This window comes from Citrifermentans bremense R1 (assembly GCF_000426865.1).
GTDB lineage: Bacteria > Desulfobacterota > Desulfuromonadia > Geobacterales > Geobacteraceae > Geomonas > Geomonas bremensis.
Genome location: NZ_AUGE01000041.1, coordinates 1 through 22,230 on the forward strand (window position 1 = coordinate 1; position 22,230 = coordinate 22,230).

Sequence of the window (22,230 nt, forward strand, 5' to 3'; positions counted from 1 at the left end):
ACCATAAAAAATTCTTAGAGAGGGGGGTGGGTCTCCCACCCCCCGATCATAAACTGCTAGCAGTCAAAACCTACAAATCACGAAGATGCAATTGTAGAGAAATATATTGCGAGAGCCGTAGAGGTTCGAGCTAAGAGTTTCTCTGTGGCTATGCCGAGAGGGTCACACCCGTTCCCATCCCGAACACGGAAGTTAAGCCTCTCAGGGCCGATGGTACTGCACTGGTAACGGTGTGGGAGAGTAGGTCGCCGCAGGGAATTTAATAGAAAAGCCCCGTCAGGATTTCCTGACGGGGCTTTTTGCGGTACCTCCCCAGTCGCTGCTAGTCCCCTCCCTCCCGTCACTCTTCTGCCTGCGTTTCTCGGACTGAAACCTGTAACGACCGACTGGCACTACATATTGGATTGACACGATTTGGTATTTAATGTACTCATTGGCATATTTATATGCATTGAGGCGATCAATCTATGTTTTTCCGAAAGTATCTTTCTTCACTGCGCAGTACGTATATCTTCATGGTCTGCTTCGGGCTTCTGATGGGAGTCGTTTTCCCTTTCTATTCCTGGCTGTTCTTTGGCGGAAAGGCATTCGCGCCGCTGTACGTCTTTGGCTGCATCGCCGCAGGTTTCATCGTCGGCAGTTTTTGCTACCAGATCATAAAGGAAGCGCTGAGGCTATACGTCGAGCATCAGCTGCAAACACTTTATAAAATTACCAACGATGCGTCCGCAAAGGTTGAACTCGGTAAGGGAGACGAGCTAACGCAACTGATGGAGTGCAACGAGGCACTGATGAACAGGGTGCTGGTGATGGTGGAAAACGTCTCATGCCTTGCTGCCGACATATCGGACAGGCAGGGGCGCCTTACTTCCGACTTCAGCAGGACCGTGGATAACAACGTTCAGCAAACCGCCAAAGAGAAAGAGACGATCAGAGCCATCGATGACATGAACGCCTTCTTTAAGGACCTGTTGCGGGAAATTAGAGACATCGCCTCCCGTACCGATGACCGCGCTTCCATCTCAAGTCAAATGAGCGCAGCCACCGACGCCATTGCCCTCAGCATCCAGGAGTATTCCGCATCGGTCATGGAAACTTCCGGTTCGATCGAAGAAATGGCGGCAAGCATCAAAGGGACTTCCGCAAACATAGAGGCGCTCACTGGATCGACAGAGCAGACCTTTAACTCAATCAACGGGATTGGCGACTCCATTGTGGGTATTCGTGACAAAGCCCGTCGCACTTCTGACTGCTCGGATAAGGTTCGAGTCCAGGCCGTTGAAGGCATGGTTGCCATGGCTGCTACCATTGCGGCAATGGGTGAGATTGAGGACCATAGCGACCGATCAGTGAACGCGATCAAACGGCTCTCCTCTCATTCATTGCGGGTGGGCGAGTTCCTAGATGTGATAAAGGAAGTCGTCTCACAGACGAACCTTCTGTCCTTAAATGCATCTATCATCGCAGCTCAGGCTGGCGACCGTGGCAAGGCCTTTGCGGTGGTAGCCGAGGAAGTGCGCGGTCTTGCGAAGAGAACCTCTGCGTCGACCGAGGAAATCGAAGAACTGGTCGTCAACATTCAGAAAGAGACCGTGGCGGCGGAATCTGCGGCGCGATTGGGCAAGGAAAAAGTAGCCGAAGGTGTCAAGGTATCGGAAAAGGCCGATGCAGCCTTGCACAGAATAGAAGAAAGTGCGGCCGAGGCTTCGAGAATGGTGCAGCAGATTGCCGCTGCCACCGACGAGCAGGCGTCCGGAAGCAGATTGATTACCGAGGAGGCCGAGAAGAACCTTTCGCGCGTGAAGCAGTTCAGTCGCGCCATCCAAGAGGAGGAGGCCGGCGCCCAGCTCATCGTTCGCAGCCTGGACCGGATGCGTGGCTTGTCTGAGAAGATCACCCTCTCTACCGACGAGCAGGCACGCGGCAACCGGCTCTATCTGATGAGCGTGCAAGACGACAATGACAAGGTCAAAAGGTTGAAAGAGACCTGCATGGAACAAATTGCCATAGGCGAGATGCTGCGCAACGATGTAGCAGAGGTCGACCAACTGATAGAGAGTACCGCTGAAGAAGCCAAGCAGATGCTTGGAGAAATCGAGACGATCAACAACCTGATAAACGATATGCATCGTGAAATGGAGAGCTTCAGGAAGTTGTAATTCTCGCACCTGTTCCGAATCGATTTGGAAGCCCCGTCAGACATCTCTGGCGGGGCTTTTTCGTCTGCTTCTGGCAGTGACAATGGAGGGTACTGTGTTCTGCAATCCGGCTCGACTCCTTCCCGTTGCGCCTTGACAATGAAATCGCTTCTTGTAGATTGTTAAATACCAATAAAGCCGGTCGGCCAATCACAAGTCCCATTCTTTCTGTATTCCCACCAAAACCAGCTACCTTGTAACAAGGCGCACTAGTCATTGTGGTGAGTGGAGGCGTTATGAATGCCAAGCGCCGAAATAGCGCAGCAAGCTTGCTTGCTGGGACAGTGTTTATCCTGTTGTCGCATATGCCTGTAACGGGTGGCGCAGCTACTGGCGATGTGGCTGATGCTGCAACAAAAGTTGGCGGCATGGAGGGGAACTCCCTGTTTCTTTGGCGCGAACCTCAGTTCAAGTCTGAAATTCAGCTGGCACAGGTGTTAGGAGCGGATGCGTCGGAACCAAAAGGACAATTGAAGCCGGTGCTGTCTTGGGAAACGGGGGAGGGCAAAAGCTATCTTATTCCCGCGCTGGAGATCCCCGGCTTCATCGTGCTGCTGAATGGATTCGATCGTCTGATCCTCAATGACAGCGAGAAGGATGGCAAAAAAGTTTATTCCACCAACTTCTCCACTATCTGGGATCACCTGCACCGACAGAACTGGAACTTCGACCAGGACTCTTTCAAGGTGAACCAGTTCGGCCACCCTTACGAGGGAGCCACTATGTACGGGCTGGCGCGCTCATCCGGCCTTAACTTCTGGCAATCGCTTGTGTACAGCAACGTTGGAAGCTTTCTGTGGGAGATGGCCGGGGAAACATCGCGCCCGTCGATCAACGACCAGATCACCACCGGCAACGCAGGGAGCCTTCTGGGGGAGGCGTTATTCCGCATGGCCGGGCTGGTGCTGGAGGATGCCGGTCCCAACCCGCCGCTGGGACATAAGCTTGCCGCGGCGGCCATATCGCCTTCGACGGCTTTCAACCGCATCGCTTTTGGAGACAGGTTCAAGGAGGTCTATCCCAATCACCAGCCGGCGACGCTCTGGCGCTGCATGGCTGGGGCGAGCGCCAACGTGCACTCACACAACCTCAGCCCCCTGGTTCGTCCATCGAGCCGGGACGGCAACGCCATTGCCGAGTTCGCCATGTCCTATGGCCTGCCGGGTAAACCAGGGTACACCTACAACCGTCCGCTTGATTATTTCGACTTCCAAATCTCCACCCGGGCAAGAACTCACAACCTGGTCGAGTCGCTTACTATCAGGGGGCTGCTCAAGGGGACCGATTACCACGTAGGTGATGACTACCGCGGAATCTGGGGGCTCTATGGAAGCTACGACTATATTTCGCCGTACCTGTTCCGCGTCTCCACCACTGCGCTGTCTCTGGGCACGACAGGGCAATATTGGGCCGCTCCAGGTATAGCCGTCCAGGGGACGGTGATGGGCGGGTTAGGGTTCGGAGCCACCGGCCTTGAGACGGACGTCGCAGAGGAAAGGGGATATCACTTTGGCGCCACTCCGCAGGGGCTGCTCGCATTGAGCGTACTGTTTGGAGACAAAACGATCCTCGATGTCACCAGTCGAGGGTATTATGTGAGCGCGCTGGGGCCTGACAGATCGAAGGGGTCCGAGTTCGTATTCAGTGGCGGCGCGGCATTAACGGTCAGAATATATGGTCACCATGCTATAGGCTTGCACTATTCGGAGTCGATCCGTGATACAAACTATGTTAATATTCCCAAGCGGTATCGGTCCGAAGGTACAATCAGTCTTGTCTACGCCTTCCTTAGTGACATTAATCTTGGCGCGGTTGAGTGGCGGGATGCCGCCAAGCGCTGACATAGACAGTCCACATCAAATCCAAGAAGTGAGGTAACCCCGATGAGATTCCTAAAGTCATTTATTATCGCTATCCTTATCACAGTGCCGCTCGTTTCAGGCTGCGCCATCAACAAGTCTTCAGTGGGCGGATTCAACCTTGTTTCGGTGGAAGAAGAGAAACAGCTCGGTGACAAGTTTGCAGTCGAGGTAGAAAAACAGCACAAGGTGGTGAACGATCCGCAACTGCAGAGCTACATCGAAGGCGTCGGGCAAAAGCTGCTGACCGGGGTGCGGAAGGTGGAATTCCCTTACACCTTTCAGGTGGTGCAGGATGAGACTATCAACGCCTTTGCCATCCCCGGGGGGCACACCTACGTGAATACCGGCCTCATCAAGGCTGCCGGCAGTGAAACTGAATTGGCCGCAGTCATCGCGCACGAGATAAACCACGTGGTGGCAAGGCATTCCACCAGACAGATGACGCAGCAGTACGGTTATCAGCTCATCGCCACCCTGCTGCTGGGCGGAAATCAGGGCGAGCTCTCCAAATTGGCCGCAGACATGTTCGGTAAAGCCGGGACCATGTACTACAGCCGCGAGATGGAGAGCCAGGCAGACTACCTGGGCGTAGAGACCATGTACAAGGCCGGGTACAACCCGCACGGGATGGTGACCTTCTTCCAGAAACTTGCGGCCGCGGGGGAGAAAAATCCGGGCAGCATAGCGCGCTTCTTCTCCTCCCACCCGGAGACGGTGGAGAGGATAAAGGCGATCGAGGGGGAAATCTCGAAGCTGCCGCCTAAAACGTACCTGCCGGATTCGACCACGGCGTTCAGCCAGGCAAAGGCGAAAGCGCAGAAGTACTAGCCTGCGGCTGTTCGCTTCATTTAAGCTGCAAAGATCCCCTGTAGAGGCTTGCGGGGGATTTGTTTTAGCCGCTCAGGCGGGACTGTCACGGTGAACGGAGTTCAAATGTCAGATGCAATCCAAGGTTTGGAACCTGAATCCTTTTGGCGCTGTTTCGCAGCAATTGCCGCCATTGCGAGACCGTCAGGTCATGAGGCAAAAATAGGCGCTTTCATCCTGGACCGGGCCAGGCAACTGGGTCTCGAAGGGGTGCAGGATGACTGCGGGAACATCGTGGTCAGGAAACCGGCGTCACCGGGCAAGGAGCGCGTCGCCGGCATATGTCTGCAGTCCCACCTCGATATGGTGTGCGAGAAGAATGCGGACAAGGTGCACGATTTCCTCAACGACCCCATCGAACTGGTGCGCAGGGATCAGGTGGTGACTGCAAACGGCACCACCCTGGGGGCGGATAACGGAGTCGGTGTCGCCGCTTCCCTCGCGCTGATGGAAGACCGGTCCCTTACGCACGGGCCGCTGGAATTCCTGTTCACCGTGGAGGAAGAGACGGGATTGACCGGCGCCAAGAACCTGAGCCCAAGCCTGGTGCAGAGCAGGACCCTCCTCAACCTGGACTCCGAGGAAGAAGGTGCGCTCTACATCGGGTGCGCGGGCGGCAAGGATACGGTGGGATGCTGGAACTACGCCGCTGAGGCGGCAGCTGCGGACGCCGTTGCGCTCGTTGTAGCGGTCAAGGGGCTGAGGGGCGGGCATTCTGGCCTGGAGATAGACAAGGGTTTGGGAAACGCCATCAAGCTGTTGAACCGCGCGCTCTGCGGGCTTTCAAAAATAGGGGGTAGGGTTGCAGGTATCAACGGGGGAAACATGCGGAACGCCATCCCCCGTGAGGCGACTGCGCAGTTGTATCTGCCGGCAGCGAAGCTGGCTGAGGCCGAGGCGCTGGTGTCGGAGCTGGACCTAGTATTCAGGGCTGAATTGGGGAATGTCGACCCCGGCGTCGTGCTGGCTATGAGCCGGGATGATGCAGGGAATGGCAAGGTGATGGATGCGACGGTTCAGGAGAAGCTTCTTAAGGCCATCTCCGGGCTTCCCAGCGGCGTCCAGCGCATGAGCCACGACATTACCGGACTGGTCGAGACCTCCACCAACGTTTCCGTCATCAGTACCAGCGAGAGTGGCGTCATCCTGGTCACCAGCCAGCGCAGTTCCTCAGCTTCCCGCCTCGAGGAAGTGGTCGAGAGCGTCGAGTCGATATTCCAACTGGGTGGTGCGGTGGTGGAAGTGAGCGAGGGGTATCCAGGTTGGCAGCCGAACGTCGATTCAGCCATCCTGAAACTGTCGCTGCAGTGCTACCGAGCGCTTTATGACCGCGATGCTGAAGTGAAGGCAATTCATGCCGGACTCGAATGCGGCATCATCGGGGAGCGTATTCCCGGCATGGACATGATTTCGCTGGGGCCCAACATGGAAAAGGTGCATTCCCCAGAAGAGAGGGTGTACATAGACAGCGTTGTAAATTTCTGGAACTTCCTGCTGGAGATTTTGAAGACTGCACAATGAAACTTTAATGGCGCTCCTGGTCCGATCCGTCCCTGACCTCGCAGACGAACCCGATCACCAGTGGGACGATGGCGTTGGTCCCAGCTATCAGCACGCGTTGGGTCATCTCCCGGCATTTCTGCCCGACCTTACATTCCAAAGAGACGTCATGCAGACCGGCGCGGCACTGGAAAACCTTCAGTGTCTCGCCGGTTTTGTTTTCCCCCTGGTACAGTCCGTCGACTGAGACTCTTCCCTTGCGCAGACAGGAGACAGTGAAGAACTCCATGGCCACTCCTTTGGGTCGTATATTGGAAAAAATTAAGCTTCCAGTATTGCCTTGTGGGGCAAGAGTGCAAGGGGGGGAACCAGGGGCTGGGGGCTGGGGGCTGGGGCTGGGGCTACAGGATTTCAACCTTGAGCCCTTCTCCGGGGGCTGAGCGATAGATGAAGGTGAGCTCTACCGCGGCTTCGCCCCAAGGGATGTTGCGATAATCCCTGGCGAACCTGCGCCGGTAGTACCTGACTCGCTCGGCGGGCTTGGCCGCAAGCCCGGCTGGCGCTCCTTGCTCGCTCTTTTCGACGTTGGCTGTGAAGAAACTGGGGCACTGGCCACCGGGATAGCCGGTCATACAGTGGTCGAAGCAGAGGGCGTCACGGAAAAGCTCCAACTCCTCTCCCGCGAGCCTGCTGCAGGCAAAACGCCATACCGATTCGAACAAAAGGTGCAGCGAGACATTGGCCATGAGACCTTCGCTTTCGAAGAAGTCGGCGGCATCGGCGAAGACCTGCGCCAGTTCCTTGCCGTTGCCGAGCTGCCGCAGCGAGGCGGCAAACCTGCCGCTGTTGTAAATGAGGTCCAGGAGACGGCTGATGGCCTCTATGCGGCGGATGTCCGGGAAGCTGAGCCAAGGGGTCCGCAGCACCTTGTAGGGCGCCGCTTCGGCATAGGCGTACCCTTCCTTGCGGGCGATGCCGCGCATGGCGGTCCCCTTCAGAACCTTGAGCGGTTCGACTTGGATGTGATTTCCCCCCAGCTCGAAAAGCCCCTGCAGAGAAGCCAGGAAACCCTCCAGCGATTCCCCGGGAAGACCCGCAACAAGATCCAGGTGGACCGTCACCTTGGTCCTCTCAATCACTGCCCTCACCTTTTGATACAGCTTGTCCAGGCTCGACTTACGCTGCACCTCGGCGAGCGTCTTCTCGCCGCCTGACTGGACGCCGATCTCGAAGCGGAACATCCCGGCCGGGACCTCCGCAAGCAGCGCCAGGTTCTCCTCGGTAAGAAGCTCGGCGGCAATCTCGAAGTGAAACTTGCTCGATTTGTTCTCCGCCAGGATCAAGCGCCAGATGGCGTTGGCCCTTTGTGCGTCGAAGTTGAAGGTCCGGTCCGCCAGCTTCACGGTCTGTACTCCCTTATCCATGAGCAGGCGCAGGTCACGCTCGATCCGTTCCATGGAAAAGGAGCGGACGCCGTTTTCCAGGGAGGACATGCAGAAGGCGCAGGAGAAGGGGCAGCCGCGGGAAGTCTCGTAGTAGACAAGCGGCTTGTCGAGGTCAACAAGGCCTGCGGCAAAGGGGGAGGGAATGCTGTCCAGCTTTGCTATCGCTCCGCGCTCCGGGTTGGCGACGACCTCGTCGTGGTCGCGGTAGGTAATGCCCGGTATATCGTCGAGGGGGACCCCGCCTGCCAGGGCCTGCAGCAACTCCCGGCAGGTCTCCTCTCCCTCTCCCCGCACGATGCAGTCGATGGCGGCGTTGCGCCCCATCATTTCGAAAGATCCGTAGGAGACCTCCGGGCCGCCAAGGACGATGAAGGTGCCGGGAAGGAGCTGCTTCAGGTCGGAGGCAAGCTTCAGGGTGAGATCGGTATTCCAGATGTAGCAGGAGAAGAGCAGGACGTCCGGCGCCTCGGCGAACAGCTTGCCGAGGAGTCGGTCCTGCTGCTCGTTCACCGTCAGCTCCAGGATGCGGAACTCCGACCCGGGCAAGTCGGTGCAGGCTGAGGCGAGATAGGGAAGGGCCAGTGAGGCATGGACGTACTTTGCGTGCAGCGTGGAAAGCAGGATCTTCATGGGCGGGGATTGTAGCCGATACTGGAGATATTTGCCACGGAAAGTACGAAGAGAAAAGGGGCGCCCCCTTCTTCTTGCCGGGATAGGCGTTTTTTGCTACTGTGCCTGCTTGCACCAGATAAAGACAACGGCGGTGTCAGCGCACTGCCATCGGGATAGAGATATGAAAACAAAACGACTTCCTAAACTCCTCTACGCAGACAGCCAGGGGAACATTTACGACCACCCGTACCTGACCATGGCCGGGATGAGCGCCAACGAGGCGGTGCTCCCGGAATCGGTGGAGCTGATTCCCCTGCCGGAAGACAGCCGCCTCTTCACCATCCCGGAGACCCCACCTATCGCCTGGGACGAGCGCCAGGGCAGCTTCGTCACCGTGAGCCGCGTCAAGGAGGGACGGCACAGCATCCCCGTTCAGGCCGTATCCGCCTTCATGGCGCCGGGTTACATGCGGACGCTCCTGCCCGCCTGCGACTACAGCCAGAAGAAGGTGCACCTGCCGCTTTGGTCCTACACCGCGGTCGGCTGGGATGAGGAGACGGAACGGTTCGTCGTGGCCGCGACGCGGGTGGACGACAACGAGAACTGGCTACCCAAGAACTACGACGACCGGAAGCTCGATCCCCTCGTTCGCCGCATGCTGGCCCAGTTCCCGGAAAACAGGCTCATCGAGCAGCTCTCCCGCTGTGCCGTGGACTACCACTGCTTCGCCGCCAAAAACCTCTTCTTCCGGAGATGGGAAGCGCCGATTCCGACCTCGCCGGTCTGCAATTCCAACTGTCTTGGCTGCATCAGCCTCCAGCCCTCCGACTGCTGCCCGTCGAACCACGAGCGGATACCTTTCGTCCCGACGCCGGAGGAGATCGTGCAGTTGATGCTGCCGCACCTTCTGGAGGCGCCGGACCCGATCGTCTCCTACGGGCAGGGGTGCGAGGGGGATCCCATCATGCAGGCGGATACGGTGGCCGAGGCGACCAGGAGGCTCAAGGCGGGGACGTCGCGGGGGACGGTGAACTTCAACTCCAACGGTTCCATGCCGGAGCGGGTCAGGATGCTCTGCGACGCCGGTATGGACTCCATGCGGTTTTCCATGAACTCGGTCCAGGAGAAGTTCTACGACGGCTACTACCGTCCCAAGGGGTACCGGTTCGCAGACGTGGTCGAGTCGGTGAAGGCCGCCAAGCAGAAGGGGCTTTTCACCATGATCAACTACCTGGTCTCCCCCGGCGTGACCGACAGCCCTTCAGAGGTGGAGGCGCTGCTGAAATTCATCGAAACGACCGGCGTGGACATGCTGCAGATGAGGAACCTCTCCATCGACCCGGCTTTCTACAACGAGCGCATGGGAGTGGAAGAGCGGGGAATCGGCATGTACCGCATGCTGCAGCAGGTGAAAAAGGCGTTCCCGAAGATCCAGTACGGCTACTTCAACAGGACCCGCGAGAACTTCTTCCCGGAGGGGTATGAGAAAAGGTGGCCTATTAAAGGCAATTGACAATTGACAATGGATAATTGACAACTAAAACCTGCCTGAATCTGCTCACTGGAGCCGCGGCTATTTCAGCAGCGGCTCCAGTTTTTTCAGGTCGAAGCCTTCTACTATCCTGCCGTAGATGACAAAGGTGGGGGTGGAGGTCATCTTGTTGGCACGGGCGATCTCTTCGTGCTCTTTTTGCAGTTTCTTCCCTTTGACCGTGATCTGCGACAGCTTCTTGGTGTCGAAATCGTCGGACGTTACTTCACGCATCGCTTTTACCTTGTCGCTTGCGGAAAGTATGTACTGCACCTTCCCCTTGGACGCGGGGTGCTTTGCCAGGGGGATGAAGAAGATGTAGCGGGTGACGTCGTTTCTCTTCTGGAAGTACGCCTCGGCTTTTCTGCAATAAGGACAGTCAGGATCGGTGAACTCTATCACCATGATCTTTCCGGTCCCCACCTTCACTGCCTTGTCCAGATCCAGATCGCTTTGAGCGAAAGCCGCAGTCGAAAAAAACGTTGCCACTGCCAGTACTGCCACTCCCGCCAATTGCTTAAGACTTTGCAAAATCCGCTTATTCATCGCTGCCCCTTATCTCGAAACCGGTGAACTCGCCGGCGTACTCCCCTTTCTGCTCGCTCAGTTCGTCGACCCGGGCCAACTCGGGCCCCCTGCGGCACCACTCAACCATCGCCTCGACGTCGTCCGCCTCGCCCTCGAAACATGCCTTGACGGAACCGTCGGAGAGATTGGCAACCCACCCTGAAACCTGGTTGCGGGCTGCTGCGCGCGTTGTGTGGTAACGGAAGGAGACACCCTGCACCCTCCCCCGCACTGTGACGGTCGACCTGGTTCTCACTTTTGCCCCAGTTCCTTCGATTTGGCCACGCAGACGTCGACGGCGTTGATGGTGGCGGCGCGGAAACCGTCCTGGTCGAGGGAATGCATGGCGGCAATGGTGGTTCCGCCCGGGGAGGCTACGTTGCTCTTCAGCACCGCCGGGTGCTCGTGCGTCTCAAGAAGGAGCTTCGCCGTACCGTACACGGTCTGGGTCGCCAACTGGGTCGCCACTTCCCGTGTCAGCCCGTGCTTCACCCCGGCGTCGCTCAGCGCTTCGATGAAGGTGAGGACGTAGGCGGGGCCGCTGCCGGAGACGCCGGTCACGGCATCGAGCAGTTTCTCGTCCACCACGCAGGTGGTACCGATCAGGTCGAAGATCCTGCGTGCAAGGGTGAGGTCGTCTTCGGTGGCATTGTCGCCGCGGGACAGGGCGGATGCCCCGCTCAGGACCAAGGCGGGGGTGTTCGGCATCACCCGGACCACCCGGGCGCCGGAACCGAGAATGCCCTCTATGGCGGCGCTCTTCACGCCGGCCATGATGGAGATGAACAGCTTGTCGATGAACCCGGTCCCTATCGCACCCAGCACCTGGCCTGCTAACTGAGGCTTGACGGCGAGGACGATGGTATCGCTCATCTGGATCAGTGCCTTGTTGTCGTTGATGGCCTTGACCCCGTACCTCTCGGCCAGCAGCTTCCTGCGCGGCTCCGAAGGTTCGGACACGGTCAATTCTCCTGCCGGGACTCCTCCGGCGACAAGGCCCTTGATGATCGCCTCGGCCATGTTGCCGCCCCCGATGAAACCTGTTCTCTTGTCCATGCCTGCGCCTCCAGTTACTTAATAATTTCAGATCAGCGACTATCTCCTGCGATAGAGGCTTGTAATCTCCTCTCTCTTCGAGACGGTCAGTGGACGATCCCTGTGGCAGGGGGTCCATTATCCCATCTCCCTCTGTGAGAGGGTTAGGGTGAGGGAAGATTTAGCTCAAAGATAGGTAATAAATCCGGTACCAAATGTCAATAAAATTGATCTGCTTTAATTGTGTCTGTCCTGACTGTTTGAAGTTGTCAGTATGATTCAATCGGCTAGACTCAAAGCCTGGGGAGGCACCATGTTCAAAGGCATTACCGGCAACGTTCTGATACTGGGGCTGGTCAGTTTCTTCACCGATGTCTCCAGCGAGATGATCTACCCGCTGCTGCCGCTGTTTCTGACCGGGGTGCTGGGCGCGGGGCCGGCTTTTCTCGGCACCATCGAAGGGGTCGCGGAGTCGACCTCCTCGCTCTTGAAGCTCGTCTCCGGTATTGTCTCCGACCGTGTCAGAAGACGCAAACGGCTGGTGCTTATCGGGTACACTGTCTCTTCCTTCATGCGCCCGCTGATCGGCAGCGCCGGTTCAGCCTTCACTGTGCTGCTGATCCGCACCGGCGACCGGGTCGGCAAGGGAATCCGCACCTCCCCCAGGGATGCGCTCATTGCCGATTCCGTCGACCCCTCCTTGCGCGGCAAGGCCTACGGTTTCCACCGCTCCATGGACCATGCCGGCGCCTTGGTCGGCCCCCTGGTCGCGACGCTCCTCTTGAGTTACTTCGTCACCGACCTTAGGGTCGTTTTTTGGCTTGCCGCCATCCCAGGCCTTTTGGCTGTGCTCCTGATCGTTTGGAAAGTGAGGGAAACCGAAAGGGTCCCGCTTGCCAAGGAACGGTTGCAGCTTGCCCTGATTCCCGCCGGTCCGCTCCGCAGGTACCTGCTGATTCTCTTCCTGTTCACCCTTGGCAACTCTTCCGACGCCTTTTTGCTGCTGAAGGCCGGTACCCTAGGCGTTCCGCCTCACAGGATCCCGCTTTTGTGGGCGTTTTTTCACCTGGTGAAGATGATGTCCAGCATGCCCTTCGGAGCGCTGTCGGATCGCATCGGCAGGAAATCGGTGATCGTGGCGGGGTGGTGCGTTTACTCGCTGGCCTACATCGGCTTCGGCCTGGCCGCTAACGAGATGCAGGTCTGGCTGCTCTTCGCCTTCTACGGCCTTTTCTTCGGCCTCACCGAGGGGGCGGAGAAGGCGTATCTGGTGGACATGTCCGATGCCACGCTGCGCGGCGCCGCCTTCGGCTGGTACAACTTCGCCATCGGCGCCGGTGCGCTCCCTGCAAGCCTCTTGTTCGGCCTCATCTGGCAGCACGCAGGTCCCGTTGCCCCCTTCATCTTCGGAGCCGCACTGTCGGCGCTGGCCGTGCTGTTGCTGCTGGTGCTGGTGCGCCCCCCTATGGAAAACGCGCCGAAACTGCAACACTGATCCATCGTGACAAAGTTTGTGCCATAGTTGATTCCCCCGACTCCAGCCATCCTTCCTCATCTTTCTTCCTGCTCCGCTCCCAGCTTTCGCATCTCAAGACACCAGTATGAGCTTCACAGTCATAAGTCCCGAAAAAAATGGCATAAAATGGGCACTATGCCAGTCATGATGGAGTCGTCTGTCTTTGGAAATCGTGCTGTGTCTAGCAGATACTTGGGATAAAAAAATGATCTTTGTCAAATTTTTCCTAAAGCTGTCACTGTGCTTGCCGAAGAAACTGACTATGACTTAGAACCAAACTAAATATGTCAATAAATCGACTCGGACTAGTCAAAATATCAAGACTAATATGGTTTTTTTACTATGTATTGAGATCTGTATGTTGCCTGCATTCAACACATTGTGAGTTTTGGTCAGGAACTTGCTGTAGTGATAGGTGGTTACCACCGTTAGATGACCCCATACTACAGCAGTTAAGCATTTTGAACTTACATTATGTTGTATTAATTTTAAATCTTCCTGCTTCGAAAAATGAAATTATTATCATAGAGAAGATTTATTTGGACAAAAACTGTAACAAAATGGGGGACGCACTTGCACTACCAGATCTCTGTTGTACCTTTACCATGTTGTAACCAATTCAGTGCCAAACTGTTACCGTGTGTTGGCGCTAATCTTTCCTTTGCTGATGCGACTCTCTCCGTGAATTTCAAAAATAAACGCAGCTTCGTCAGGGATCGGACGCACTTCTTCCAACGAGCTGCCGTAACAATAATTCAAGCATAGCGTTTTGACAGTGTAAAAAATTATTAATAGAGCAAACCGGCAGTGGCGTGCCCATCATCCAGGTGTTCACAATATGCTACGAGGAGGTCCAACCGCTTTTATGAAAGAAAGGAAGTCGAACGGTAGTAGATGCGATATCGAATAGAAAGGAGGTTGAATTAATGGGGATCAAACAGGTTCCACTATTGCTTCTGTGTCTCTCCGTGCTCCCGGCCACCGTTGGCTGGGGCGCCGAGATCCATGGTAGAAGTTCCACCCAGTTCCAATCGTTCAACAATGAGTTGTTGGGTGACGACCGTCAGATCGAGCTGTCCGAATATCTGCGCTTATCGGTCACCAACATCGACAAGGCAGGAAAGTTCTCGATCCATGGCTACGGCAGGGGATCGCAGGATTTCACCAACGGTGAAGGGCTGAACGGCAGGCTCTACTACCTCTACGGTGACTACCGCGACCTGTTCGACAAGATCGATTTCAAGTTCGGTCGGCAGTTCGTGAACCTCGCAGCAGGCAGTGCCATCGTAGACGGCATCCAGGCAGACTTAAAAAACGTCGGGCCGGTTGCCTTCACTGTAATGGGTGGGCACGACGTCATCTTTGGCCTCAACGGGGAGACGGGGGACGCCAGCAATGCCGTAATCGGCATGAGCGCCTACCTGGTAGGCCAGAAGGCAACTGATCTTGAGCTGAGCTGGTTCCGCAAGTACGACAGCGGCAATGTCACGCGTGACATCGTCGGCGGGTCGTTCAAGCAGTACCTGCTCAACAGCCTCAAGGTGTACGGCAATGCCAAGTACGACACGACCGCCGAAGCTTTCAACGAGTTGCTGGGCGGGGTGAAATACTTCCCTAGATCGGATCTTGTCTTCACGGGCGAGTATTACAAGAGCTATGCGACCTTCGACACCACCTCGATCTACTCGGTCTTTGCCGTCAACGACTACACCGAAGGGGTGTTCAGGGTCGACTACAACCTGAACAACATGGTTTCGCTGAAGCTGGGCTATAACCGGCAGTGGTACGGCGACGATGGCCATGCCAACGTCTACGAGGCAGGCGCCTCGTTCCGCCCGATCGAACCGCTCAAGGTGAATGTCGAGTACGACAACCGCAACGGGTACTACGGCAATACCAACGGGGTGATCATCGATGCCAACTACGACCTCAACAAGGTTTCTCAGATAGGCGCTGGTTTCACCTACGACGTCTATCAACGCGACTCGCTTACGGGCGAAGAAACCGCACGCAGGTACTGGTTGGGGGGCAAGTACAAAGTTGCCAAAAACATCGCGGTCTCCGGCCGCATCCAGGACGATGTTAACGCACGATACGATAACAATGTCTCGGGCCGGCTTGCGTTCGATTACGACTTCTAGAAAGGGGGTGCTACTGTGAGGAATATGTTGTTTATCTGCATGCTGTGCTTGATGTCAGCCTTGTATGCCCAACAGGCGTTGGCCGAGAAACAGCAGCACAAGGAATACGCGGAGATGAAGATCTCCGAGTGCAACGACTGCCACAAAGGCGAAGGCGTTGCGCTTAACCATGACGGTGACTGGACGCGCAATCATCGCACGGTGGCCAGCAAGGCCAACAATAACTGCGGCCAGTGCCACACCCAGTCGTACTGCCTTGACTGCCACCAGGGCGGCGGCATCAATGCCGACCTTTCCAGGTCCACCTTCGGCCGTGACTACGTGCCCAAGAGCCACCGCAGCGACTTTGTCAGTCTCCACCCGCTCAAGGCGCAGGACAACCCGCAGACCTGCTACCGCTGCCACGACCAGAAGTACTGCAACGCCTGCCATGCGCGCTTCCCCAAAGGGAGCCTGAGGATCAAGTCCCACCTGATGCTCGGCCCCAACAACCAGCAGTACGCACCGGCCCTTGGCGAGCATGCCATCGAGGCAAGGCGCAACCTGCAGTCCTGCCAGACCTGCCACCCGGAAGGGGACGTCTGCATCCAGTGCCATTCCAGCGGCAAGACCAATCCGCACCCGCGCAACTGGAAGGGGATCAGCTCGAACTACAAGGACAAGGCCGGCAGCAAGGTGTGCCTCAAGTGCCATGTGCCGGGAACTTTTTAACTGCTAGTTGGCCATCAACTAAGGAGGATCAAAAATGAGTAAAAAGGTATTCAAGTATTCGGCCGTAATCGCTTCGCTACTGATGACCGCCGTCTTTGCCGGCTGCGGTACCAGTCACAAAGAGGGGAATCTCACGGCTGGCAACGTCGCCAAAGTTAACGAAGCCGACTGCATTGGCTGCCATAGCGGCCAGTATCAGGCGGAGAAGCTGACCGGGGACCCGATCGTGACCAACTACATTAACTCTGTACACAACCTGAACAGAGTTGGCTGCCAGGACTGCCACGGTGGCGGCGCCCAGCATAACGGCGTCGGACCGATGCCGTATCCCCGCCCGACCCAGGAGCAGTGCAAAAGCTGTCACTCGACCATCGTAGCTGCCTACGTAACCTCAAACCACGGCCCGACCAACTTCACCTTGGAATACGCCAATGACGAGGCACATCGTATCTGCTCCCGTTGCCATACCCATGAAGGGGCTGTCCTTGGCGGGATGTCGGGATACACAGGAGACAAAGATACCCTTACAGCCAACGCCGACCGCGCCCCGGGCCTCGACGTGAACGGCTCCAAGTCCTCGGGTATGAAATGCATTACCTGCCACACCACGCACAAGACCAACCAGTTGCGCACCCCTCAAACTACAACTGGTTTGTTCCAACCGAGCGCTACAGTAGGTGCGGTTGTGCCCAGCACTAACCAGCAGTTCAACCTCTGCACTAGCTGCCATTCCTACACCACTCCCGGTGGCACTCTGGTCGCCTCAGGGACGGCTGATTCCGGCATTACCACGGCGAAGTTCTTCCATGAGACGGCCTGGTACCGCATCATCGCTACCACGCACTACGACAATCCAGCGACAGCTAACGTCGAGGGCTACGTCCTCCGCACCAATGGAGCCAACCCCTGCTTCGACTGCCATGGCCACGAGATGAGGACCGGTACCCGGTATGGCAACACGGCGACACCGAAAGACACCATCTACACGGAATGGGCGGAGTCCGGCCACGCAGGTAAACTGCTGGCATCGAAATACGCAAAGGCGACTGCGCTTAATGATGCACGTACCGTCGCTACCGTTGATGCCGTTATGAAAGAGGGGGCTACCGAGGCTACTGGTGCTGCATTTGTGCATTACGACTTCACCCAGCCCGCCCGTGCCTACTGCCAGAGGTGCCATACTGCTACCGGAGCCGCTAACTACCTCAACGGGCCGGCCACCTACAACTCCGCGAGCAACGACTTCTCCCATCGCACCAATGGGCAGAAAGAGGTTCTGTATTGCTGGGGGTGCCACTCCGATGCAGCCGCAGGTACCCTGCGCCAGCCGGGCGCTATCAAGGCTGATTACAACTTCAAAGGTGCTCTGGCACAGTTCCCGGATGCCAAGGCTTCAAACGTCTGCATCGCCTGCCATGCCGGCCTATCCAGCAACGACAGCATCACTGCTCTGACCGCAGCCGCCGACCCCTTCACCAACGTGAGCTTTGTGAACTCCCACTACATGGCGGCCGCAGGCCTCATGTACGTGAAGATCGGCTACACCAACTTCGTACCTGCCGCCACCCAGGTTCCGGGGACCACCGGCACCGCTATCGTTTCCTACGGCCAGACCCTTACTTCTGACACCGACAACACCGTCGATGTCAACAGCGCCGCCGTCAAGGGCAAGCTGACCTCTACCCACCGCAAACTCGGCACCAGCGCCATCAACGGCGACAGCCACAACACCGCCTTCTTCGTCGCCGGCAACCTCGACTCCGCCGGCCCCTGCGTGACCTGCCATTATTCAGCCGGAAACCACACGCTTGAGTTGGGGCAGAAGACTATCGACAACGTTTGCTCCAAGTGTCACGATGTCAAAACCCCGGCCGACCTTAAGGCATTCATCGAGGAGGAAGGGTCCGTTCCGTTCGAAAACGCAATCGCCCTTGCACTGAAGTCGCTTAAGACCAACTACAACATCAGCTACAACCAGGCAGCCTACCCGTACTTCTACGACGACAACCTCGCCGCGGGAACCGCGGTGAAAGACTGGACCCGCGGTGGTGCTCTTACCGCCGCCCAGGCTGAGAAACTGATGGGGGCCTGCTTCAACATCAACGTGCTGAAGCGCGATCCTGCGGCTTTTGCCCACGCTCGCACCTACGCCCGCAGGCTGCTCTACGACAGCATCGACTTCCTCGACGACAAAACCATGAATCTCTCCACCGGAGCCACCGCGCTCAACTCCGGCATGAAGGACGCCGCTGGCGCAAACATCTACACCAAGGGCGCCAATTCCAATACCGGCACCACGGAGAGCTTGAAGTATCTGGTTGGCTACAACCGTACCACCTTCGTATGGAACGCATCTGAACGTCCGTAAAGCGGGCTTTCATGTAGCAACCTAAGCAGGACCTGCCCCGCCTCGTAAGAGGCGGGGCTTTTCACTTGGATGGCGGCGCCGCGCTCGGCGTTGCCGCAACACGAGGCTCAGGAAGCAAATTATGATGTTCCCTCTCCACAAAAACCGTATCGGAACGTCCTGCATCGCCTTTTCGGTGCTGGTGCACCTGGCCTTTCTGTTCCCTGTCTGGAAGTACGGCAGGTATGACTTCGGGAACGCGGTTCCCCCGCTGCAGGCAGTGATGGTCGACCTGGCCCAGGCAACTCCCCTCGCCGTGCCGGTCACGAAACCAAAACTGCCGGAGGTAGCGAAGCCCATGCCGGTACGGTTGAAGGCACTGAGGAATGTGGTCGCCGCTGAGCCGACCACGTCCCCCCTCCCGCCACAGGCAGTGCACGACAATGCCACAAAACCGGCGCGTCCCGCCGAGCCTGAAACGCCTCTTGTTCCTGAAACCGCAGCAAAGAAGGAAAAGGAGGGGCCCAAGGCCTCCGCCTCACCCCTCCCGAAAAAGGCGGCTACCTACCTGGTGCACCCGCCTCTACGGCAGGCGCGCGAGTTCCTGGCGACGGCGAAGGAGCGCCTCACCTACCAGATCAGCATGTTCAACCTGCCGGTGGGAAGCGCGGAGTTGGAGGCGAAAAACGAGCAAGGGGAGGTGCGCATCTCCCTGAAGGTGAAGTCGGCTCCGGCTCTTTCCGGGATCTATTCGGTCGACGACCTGGTGGAGACACGCCACATCGGGGGCAACTACATCCTGACCTGGATACGGCAGCAGGAAGGGAACTTCAGAAGCGACCGGGCCTTCACCCTGATGCTTCGCGACAAGAAGGTGTTTTGGATCGACCGTCTCACCAATCGCAGCCTGAACGAAACCGTCCCCAATAGCGACGTCACCGACATCATCTCCGGGCTTTACTACCTGCGCAACCGCCCGCTGGAGCTGGGCAGGACGGAGACGCTCCACGTCTACGACAGTGACACCTACGCCGACCTCCCGATCGAGGTCCTGCGGCGCGAGCGGATCACCCTGCCCGGCTTCAGAAAGGCGGACACCATCGTGATCAAGCCGGTGCTGAAGACCGACGGTATTTTCAAAAGGACGGGAGAGGTGACCATCTGGCTCACCGACGACGCTCACAAGGTGCCGGTGAAGGTGGAAACACAAATCTCCCTGGGGAAGGTCACTGTCGAACTCATAGCGGCTGACACGGATACGGACAGCGCTCCCCGAGAGAGTATCTCGGCCAAGGCTGAGACAGAATAATTAGATATTATCAGTGAACCTCCCACGCCTTTTTGCTACACTGTCGGCATGAGAGCCACTCTAGCTGCTTTTCTGACGGTCATCCTCTTCGCAGCTCCTTTACATGGAGCTGGCATCGGCACGCCGAAACTCTCAAGTCCGCTCGATACGCCGACCCTTTCTGCACCGTTGGCGACCGCCAATTTCTTCGATACCACACGTTTTCTGACCAATGCTGGGCTGACCTATTCGGCCTCTTCGCTCCTGTCGCTGAAACCCGAACTCGGGTTGGACTACCGGGGCACCGGCGAGGAACTGCATGGCGGAGTGGAACAGTCGACCCACCGTCTGCACGCCCAGGCCGGGTGGCGTCTGTCGCTTGCCGAAAGCTTTTATCTCTCGGCTGGGGCCAAGCTTCCCATGGTGACCGTAGAGAAGAAGGGAGTTGCTGCCGGCGAGGAGCTGGGCGTACGCCCTGAGGTCGGCTCGCGCACCGGCTACGATTTCATCCGCCCCGGGCGCACCTCGGTACGTTGGACCGGGGAAGTCGGCATCCGCCTGTTGCCGCGAGCAGACCTCATGCTGTATTACGACCAGAACCCGCTTGACGGCTCTCCCTTCATGCGTCAGCACGAGGAAGAGCGGATCGGGACCAGGTTCATCATCAGGTTCCAATAGCCCAAAGGAGGAGATGTGGAATACCTCTTGTCCATAGATCAGGGGACCACCAGCAGCAGGGCGACCCTCTACGCCGCCTCTGGGGAATCGCTGGCGACGGAGTCCCGGCCGCTGGCGCAGCACTACCCGAACCCGGGATGGGTGGAACACGACCCGCAGGAGATCTGGGAAGGGCAACTGGCATGCATCGCCGAGGCTATTGCCAAGGCTGGCATCGCGCCTTCCCAAATAGCCGGTATCGGCATCACCAACCAGCGCGAGACCACCGTGGTTTGGGAGCGGGGGACCGGAAAGCCGCTGCACCGCGCCATCGTCTGGCAGGACCGGCGCACGGCGGAGTTGACCGAGTCCCTCAAAGAACAGGGGCTGGAGGCCATGGTGCGCGAGCGGACCGGGCTCTTGCTCGACCCTTACTTTTCGGCGAGCAAGCTTTGCTGGCTTCTGGACCGGGTGGACGGGCTGCGCCGGCGTGCCGAGCGGGGGGAGGTCTGCTTCGGTACGGTCGACAGCTGGCTCATGTTTAAGCTCAGCGGCGGCCAAAGCCACCTGACCGACATCTCCAACGCAAGCCGCACCATGCTTTTCAACATCAACACCCTTGAGTGGGACGAAGATCTGCTGCGGCTTTTCCGCATCCCGCGCGCGATGCTTCCCGAGGTCAGGGGGAGTGCTGCGGGCTTCGGCCACACCTCGGGAGAGGTTGCCGGCGCCGAGATACCCATTGCCGGGGTGGCCGGCGACCAGCAGGCGGCGCTTTTCGGGCAGGGGTGCTTCACCCCCGGCATGGCCAAGGCCACCTTCGGTACCGGGGCGTTCGTGGTCATGAACAGCGGGGCGCGCCCCGGGGTTGGCGACGGGGCTCTCTCCACCATCGCCTGGCAGCTCCCCGGCGAGGCGGTGCAGTACGCGCTGGAGGGCTCCATCTTCATCGCCGGTGCGGCGGTGCAGTGGCTGCAGGAAGGGCTGGGGCTGATCGGGAATGCGCGGGAGGTGGAGGCGCTTGCCGCCAGCGTGTCCGACTCGGCCGGGGTTTATTTCGTTCCTGCGCTCTCCGGCCTTGGGACCCCCTACTGGGACCCCTACGCCAGGGGGGTGATCGCCGGGCTAACCAGGGGGAGCACCAAGGCGCACCTGGCGCGTGCCGCGCTGGACGCGATCGCCTTCCAGACGCTCGACGCCATCCGCTCCATGGAAAAGGCTAGCGGTATCGCGCTCAAAGAGCTGCGCGTGGACGGGGGGGCTGCCGCCAACAACCTGCTGTTGCAGATTCAGGCAGACCTTTTGGGTGTCCCGGTGCTTCGTCCTCGCTGCACCGAGAGCACCTCGCTCGGGGCGGCGTTTTTGGCCGGTATCGGGGCCGGAGTGCTGGATACCTCCGCCATCGCGGCGCAGTGGGCGCTGGACCGCCGCTTCGAGCCGCAGATGGAGCGAAAGCGGCGCGAGGAGTTGCACCGGGGATGGCAGAAGTGCGTGCGGCTTTCGCTGGGATGGGAAAAGAACTAAAGGCGCTCACCACGGAGGACCACTGAGGGACACAGAGGAAAACAAAACCTTTTAAAGTTGCACAGGGATGAAGGGGATACAGGGGATAACTAAGTAGTGTCCGGTTAAGAAGTTGCAGTTGATGGTGGATGCTCTCCGACGCCAGCCTCGGTTCCGTCAACATCGTGAGATTCGGCCATCATTTCAACTATTTCGTTTCTTATTTTTGTTCTTAGTTCTCTGACACGATTAATACTAACGCGCTCGTTGTGTTCCTCATGGCAGTAAATTGCAAGGAGCAGGTAAGTTATCAGACCACCTAGTATTTGCGCCATCAAGCCGTGTGGGCTTCTGGCAATCAAATGGTACACATTGAGATGTTTCTTCCACCAGCCAAAAAAGACCTCGATATCCCAGCGAAGCTTATATGCAAGAGCGATATCTTCGGAT

Annotated in this window: 18 protein-coding genes and 1 rRNA gene; 13 read left to right on the forward strand and 6 right to left on the reverse strand. The window is 57.8% G+C overall.

Annotated elements, in window-relative coordinates; genetic code table 11:
- Positions 1-140: 140 nt before the first annotated feature.
- The 5 genes from rrf to K419_RS0117310 all read left to right on the forward strand — a co-directional run bounded on the left by rrf (position 141) and on the right by K419_RS0117310 (position 6,448).
- Positions 141-257, forward strand: a 5S ribosomal RNA gene (rrf, locus tag K419_RS0117290).
- Positions 258-467: 210 nt separating this feature from the next.
- Positions 468-2,159 carry a methyl-accepting chemotaxis protein gene (locus tag K419_RS0117295; protein ID WP_026842671.1) on the forward strand — a complete coding sequence of 564 codons (1,692 nt, stop codon included), beginning with the start codon at positions 468-470 and terminating at the stop codon, positions 2,157-2,159.
- 275 nt (positions 2,160-2,434) lie between these two features.
- Entirely contained in the window at positions 2,435-4,039 is a 1,605-nt protein-coding gene (locus tag K419_RS0117300) for a DUF3943 domain-containing protein (protein WP_026842672.1), read from the forward strand.
- 42 nt (positions 4,040-4,081) lie between these two features.
- Positions 4,082-4,888 (forward strand): M48 family metallopeptidase, encoded by an 807-nt coding sequence (locus K419_RS0117305; RefSeq protein ID WP_026842673.1) that lies wholly within the window; start codon positions 4,082-4,084, stop codon positions 4,886-4,888.
- Positions 4,889-4,993: 105 nt separating this feature from the next.
- Positions 4,994-6,448, forward strand: coding sequence for an aminoacyl-histidine dipeptidase (locus K419_RS0117310; protein ID WP_026842674.1), 1,455 nt, complete (start codon positions 4,994-4,996; stop codon positions 6,446-6,448).
- Between the two features lie 4 nt (positions 6,449-6,452).
- Here K419_RS0117310 and K419_RS0117315 read toward each other — a convergent pair whose 3' ends face one another.
- Together K419_RS0117315 and K419_RS0117320 are read right to left on the reverse strand one after the other, a co-directional pair.
- Positions 6,453-6,716: a hypothetical protein gene (locus K419_RS0117315; protein ID WP_026842675.1), complete on the reverse strand. Its 264-nt coding sequence runs from the start codon at positions 6,714-6,716 to the stop codon at positions 6,453-6,455.
- Positions 6,717-6,828: 112 nt separating this feature from the next.
- On the reverse strand, positions 6,829-8,502 hold the full coding sequence (locus K419_RS0117320; protein ID WP_026842676.1) for a B12-binding domain-containing radical SAM protein: 1,674 nt from the start codon (positions 8,500-8,502) through the stop codon (positions 6,829-6,831).
- Between the two features lie 163 nt (positions 8,503-8,665).
- On the opposite strand from K419_RS0117320, the gene K419_RS0117325 reads away from it, so the two are divergent.
- Entirely contained in the window at positions 8,666-9,997 is a 1,332-nt protein-coding gene (locus tag K419_RS0117325) for a radical SAM protein (protein ID WP_026842677.1), read from the forward strand.
- Positions 9,998-10,057: 60 nt separating this feature from the next.
- Here the strand turns inward: K419_RS0117325 and K419_RS0117330 are convergent, their stop codons facing one another.
- From K419_RS0117330 to proC, 3 genes are read right to left on the reverse strand one after another with little or no spacing between them, the layout of a single operon-like run.
- Entirely contained in the window at positions 10,058-10,504 is a 447-nt protein-coding gene (locus K419_RS0117330) for a thioredoxin fold domain-containing protein (protein WP_226377732.1), read from the reverse strand.
- 49 nt (positions 10,505-10,553) lie between these two features.
- Positions 10,554-10,838, reverse strand: coding sequence for an acylphosphatase (locus tag K419_RS0117335; RefSeq protein ID WP_026842679.1), 285 nt, complete (start codon positions 10,836-10,838; stop codon positions 10,554-10,556).
- Positions 10,835-11,638, reverse strand: a complete 804-nt coding sequence (proC, locus tag K419_RS0117340; RefSeq protein ID WP_026842680.1) for a pyrroline-5-carboxylate reductase — start codon at positions 11,636-11,638, stop codon at positions 10,835-10,837. Before proC ends, K419_RS0117335 begins: the two co-directional genes overlap by 4 nt.
- A gap of 292 nt (positions 11,639-11,930) precedes the next feature.
- On the opposite strand from proC, the gene K419_RS0117345 reads away from it, so the two are divergent.
- The 7 genes from K419_RS0117345 to glpK all read left to right on the forward strand — a co-directional run bounded on the left by K419_RS0117345 (position 11,931) and on the right by glpK (position 21,801).
- Positions 11,931-13,112 carry an MFS transporter gene (locus K419_RS0117345; RefSeq protein ID WP_026842681.1) on the forward strand — a complete coding sequence of 394 codons (1,182 nt, stop codon included), beginning with the start codon at positions 11,931-11,933 and terminating at the stop codon, positions 13,110-13,112.
- Between the two features lie 947 nt (positions 13,113-14,059).
- A complete protein-coding gene (locus tag K419_RS0117350; RefSeq protein WP_026842682.1) occupies positions 14,060-15,274 on the forward strand; it encodes a hypothetical protein in 1,215 nt (404 codons plus the stop codon).
- 15 nt (positions 15,275-15,289) lie between these two features.
- Complete coding sequence (locus tag K419_RS0117355; RefSeq protein WP_026842683.1) at positions 15,290-15,985, forward strand: cytochrome c3 family protein; 696 nt, start codon at positions 15,290-15,292, stop codon at positions 15,983-15,985.
- Between the two features lie 34 nt (positions 15,986-16,019).
- Entirely contained in the window at positions 16,020-18,353 is a 2,334-nt protein-coding gene (locus K419_RS0117360; protein WP_026842684.1) for a multiheme c-type cytochrome, read from the forward strand.
- 121 nt (positions 18,354-18,474) lie between these two features.
- Positions 18,475-19,641: a DUF3108 domain-containing protein gene (locus tag K419_RS0117365; RefSeq protein ID WP_026842685.1), complete on the forward strand. Its 1,167-nt coding sequence runs from the start codon at positions 18,475-18,477 to the stop codon at positions 19,639-19,641.
- A gap of 48 nt (positions 19,642-19,689) precedes the next feature.
- Entirely contained in the window at positions 19,690-20,298 is a 609-nt protein-coding gene (locus K419_RS0117370) for a hypothetical protein (protein ID WP_026842686.1), read from the forward strand.
- A 15-nt stretch (positions 20,299-20,313) separates the two neighbouring features.
- A complete protein-coding gene (gene glpK, locus K419_RS0117375; RefSeq protein ID WP_026842687.1) occupies positions 20,314-21,801 on the forward strand; it encodes a glycerol kinase GlpK in 1,488 nt (495 codons plus the stop codon).
- 104 nt (positions 21,802-21,905) lie between these two features.
- On the opposite strand, the gene K419_RS23255 is transcribed toward glpK, so the two are convergent.
- Positions 21,906-22,230: transposase (locus tag K419_RS23255; RefSeq protein WP_318842540.1), on the reverse strand; the 325-nt coding region annotated here is incomplete at its 5' end.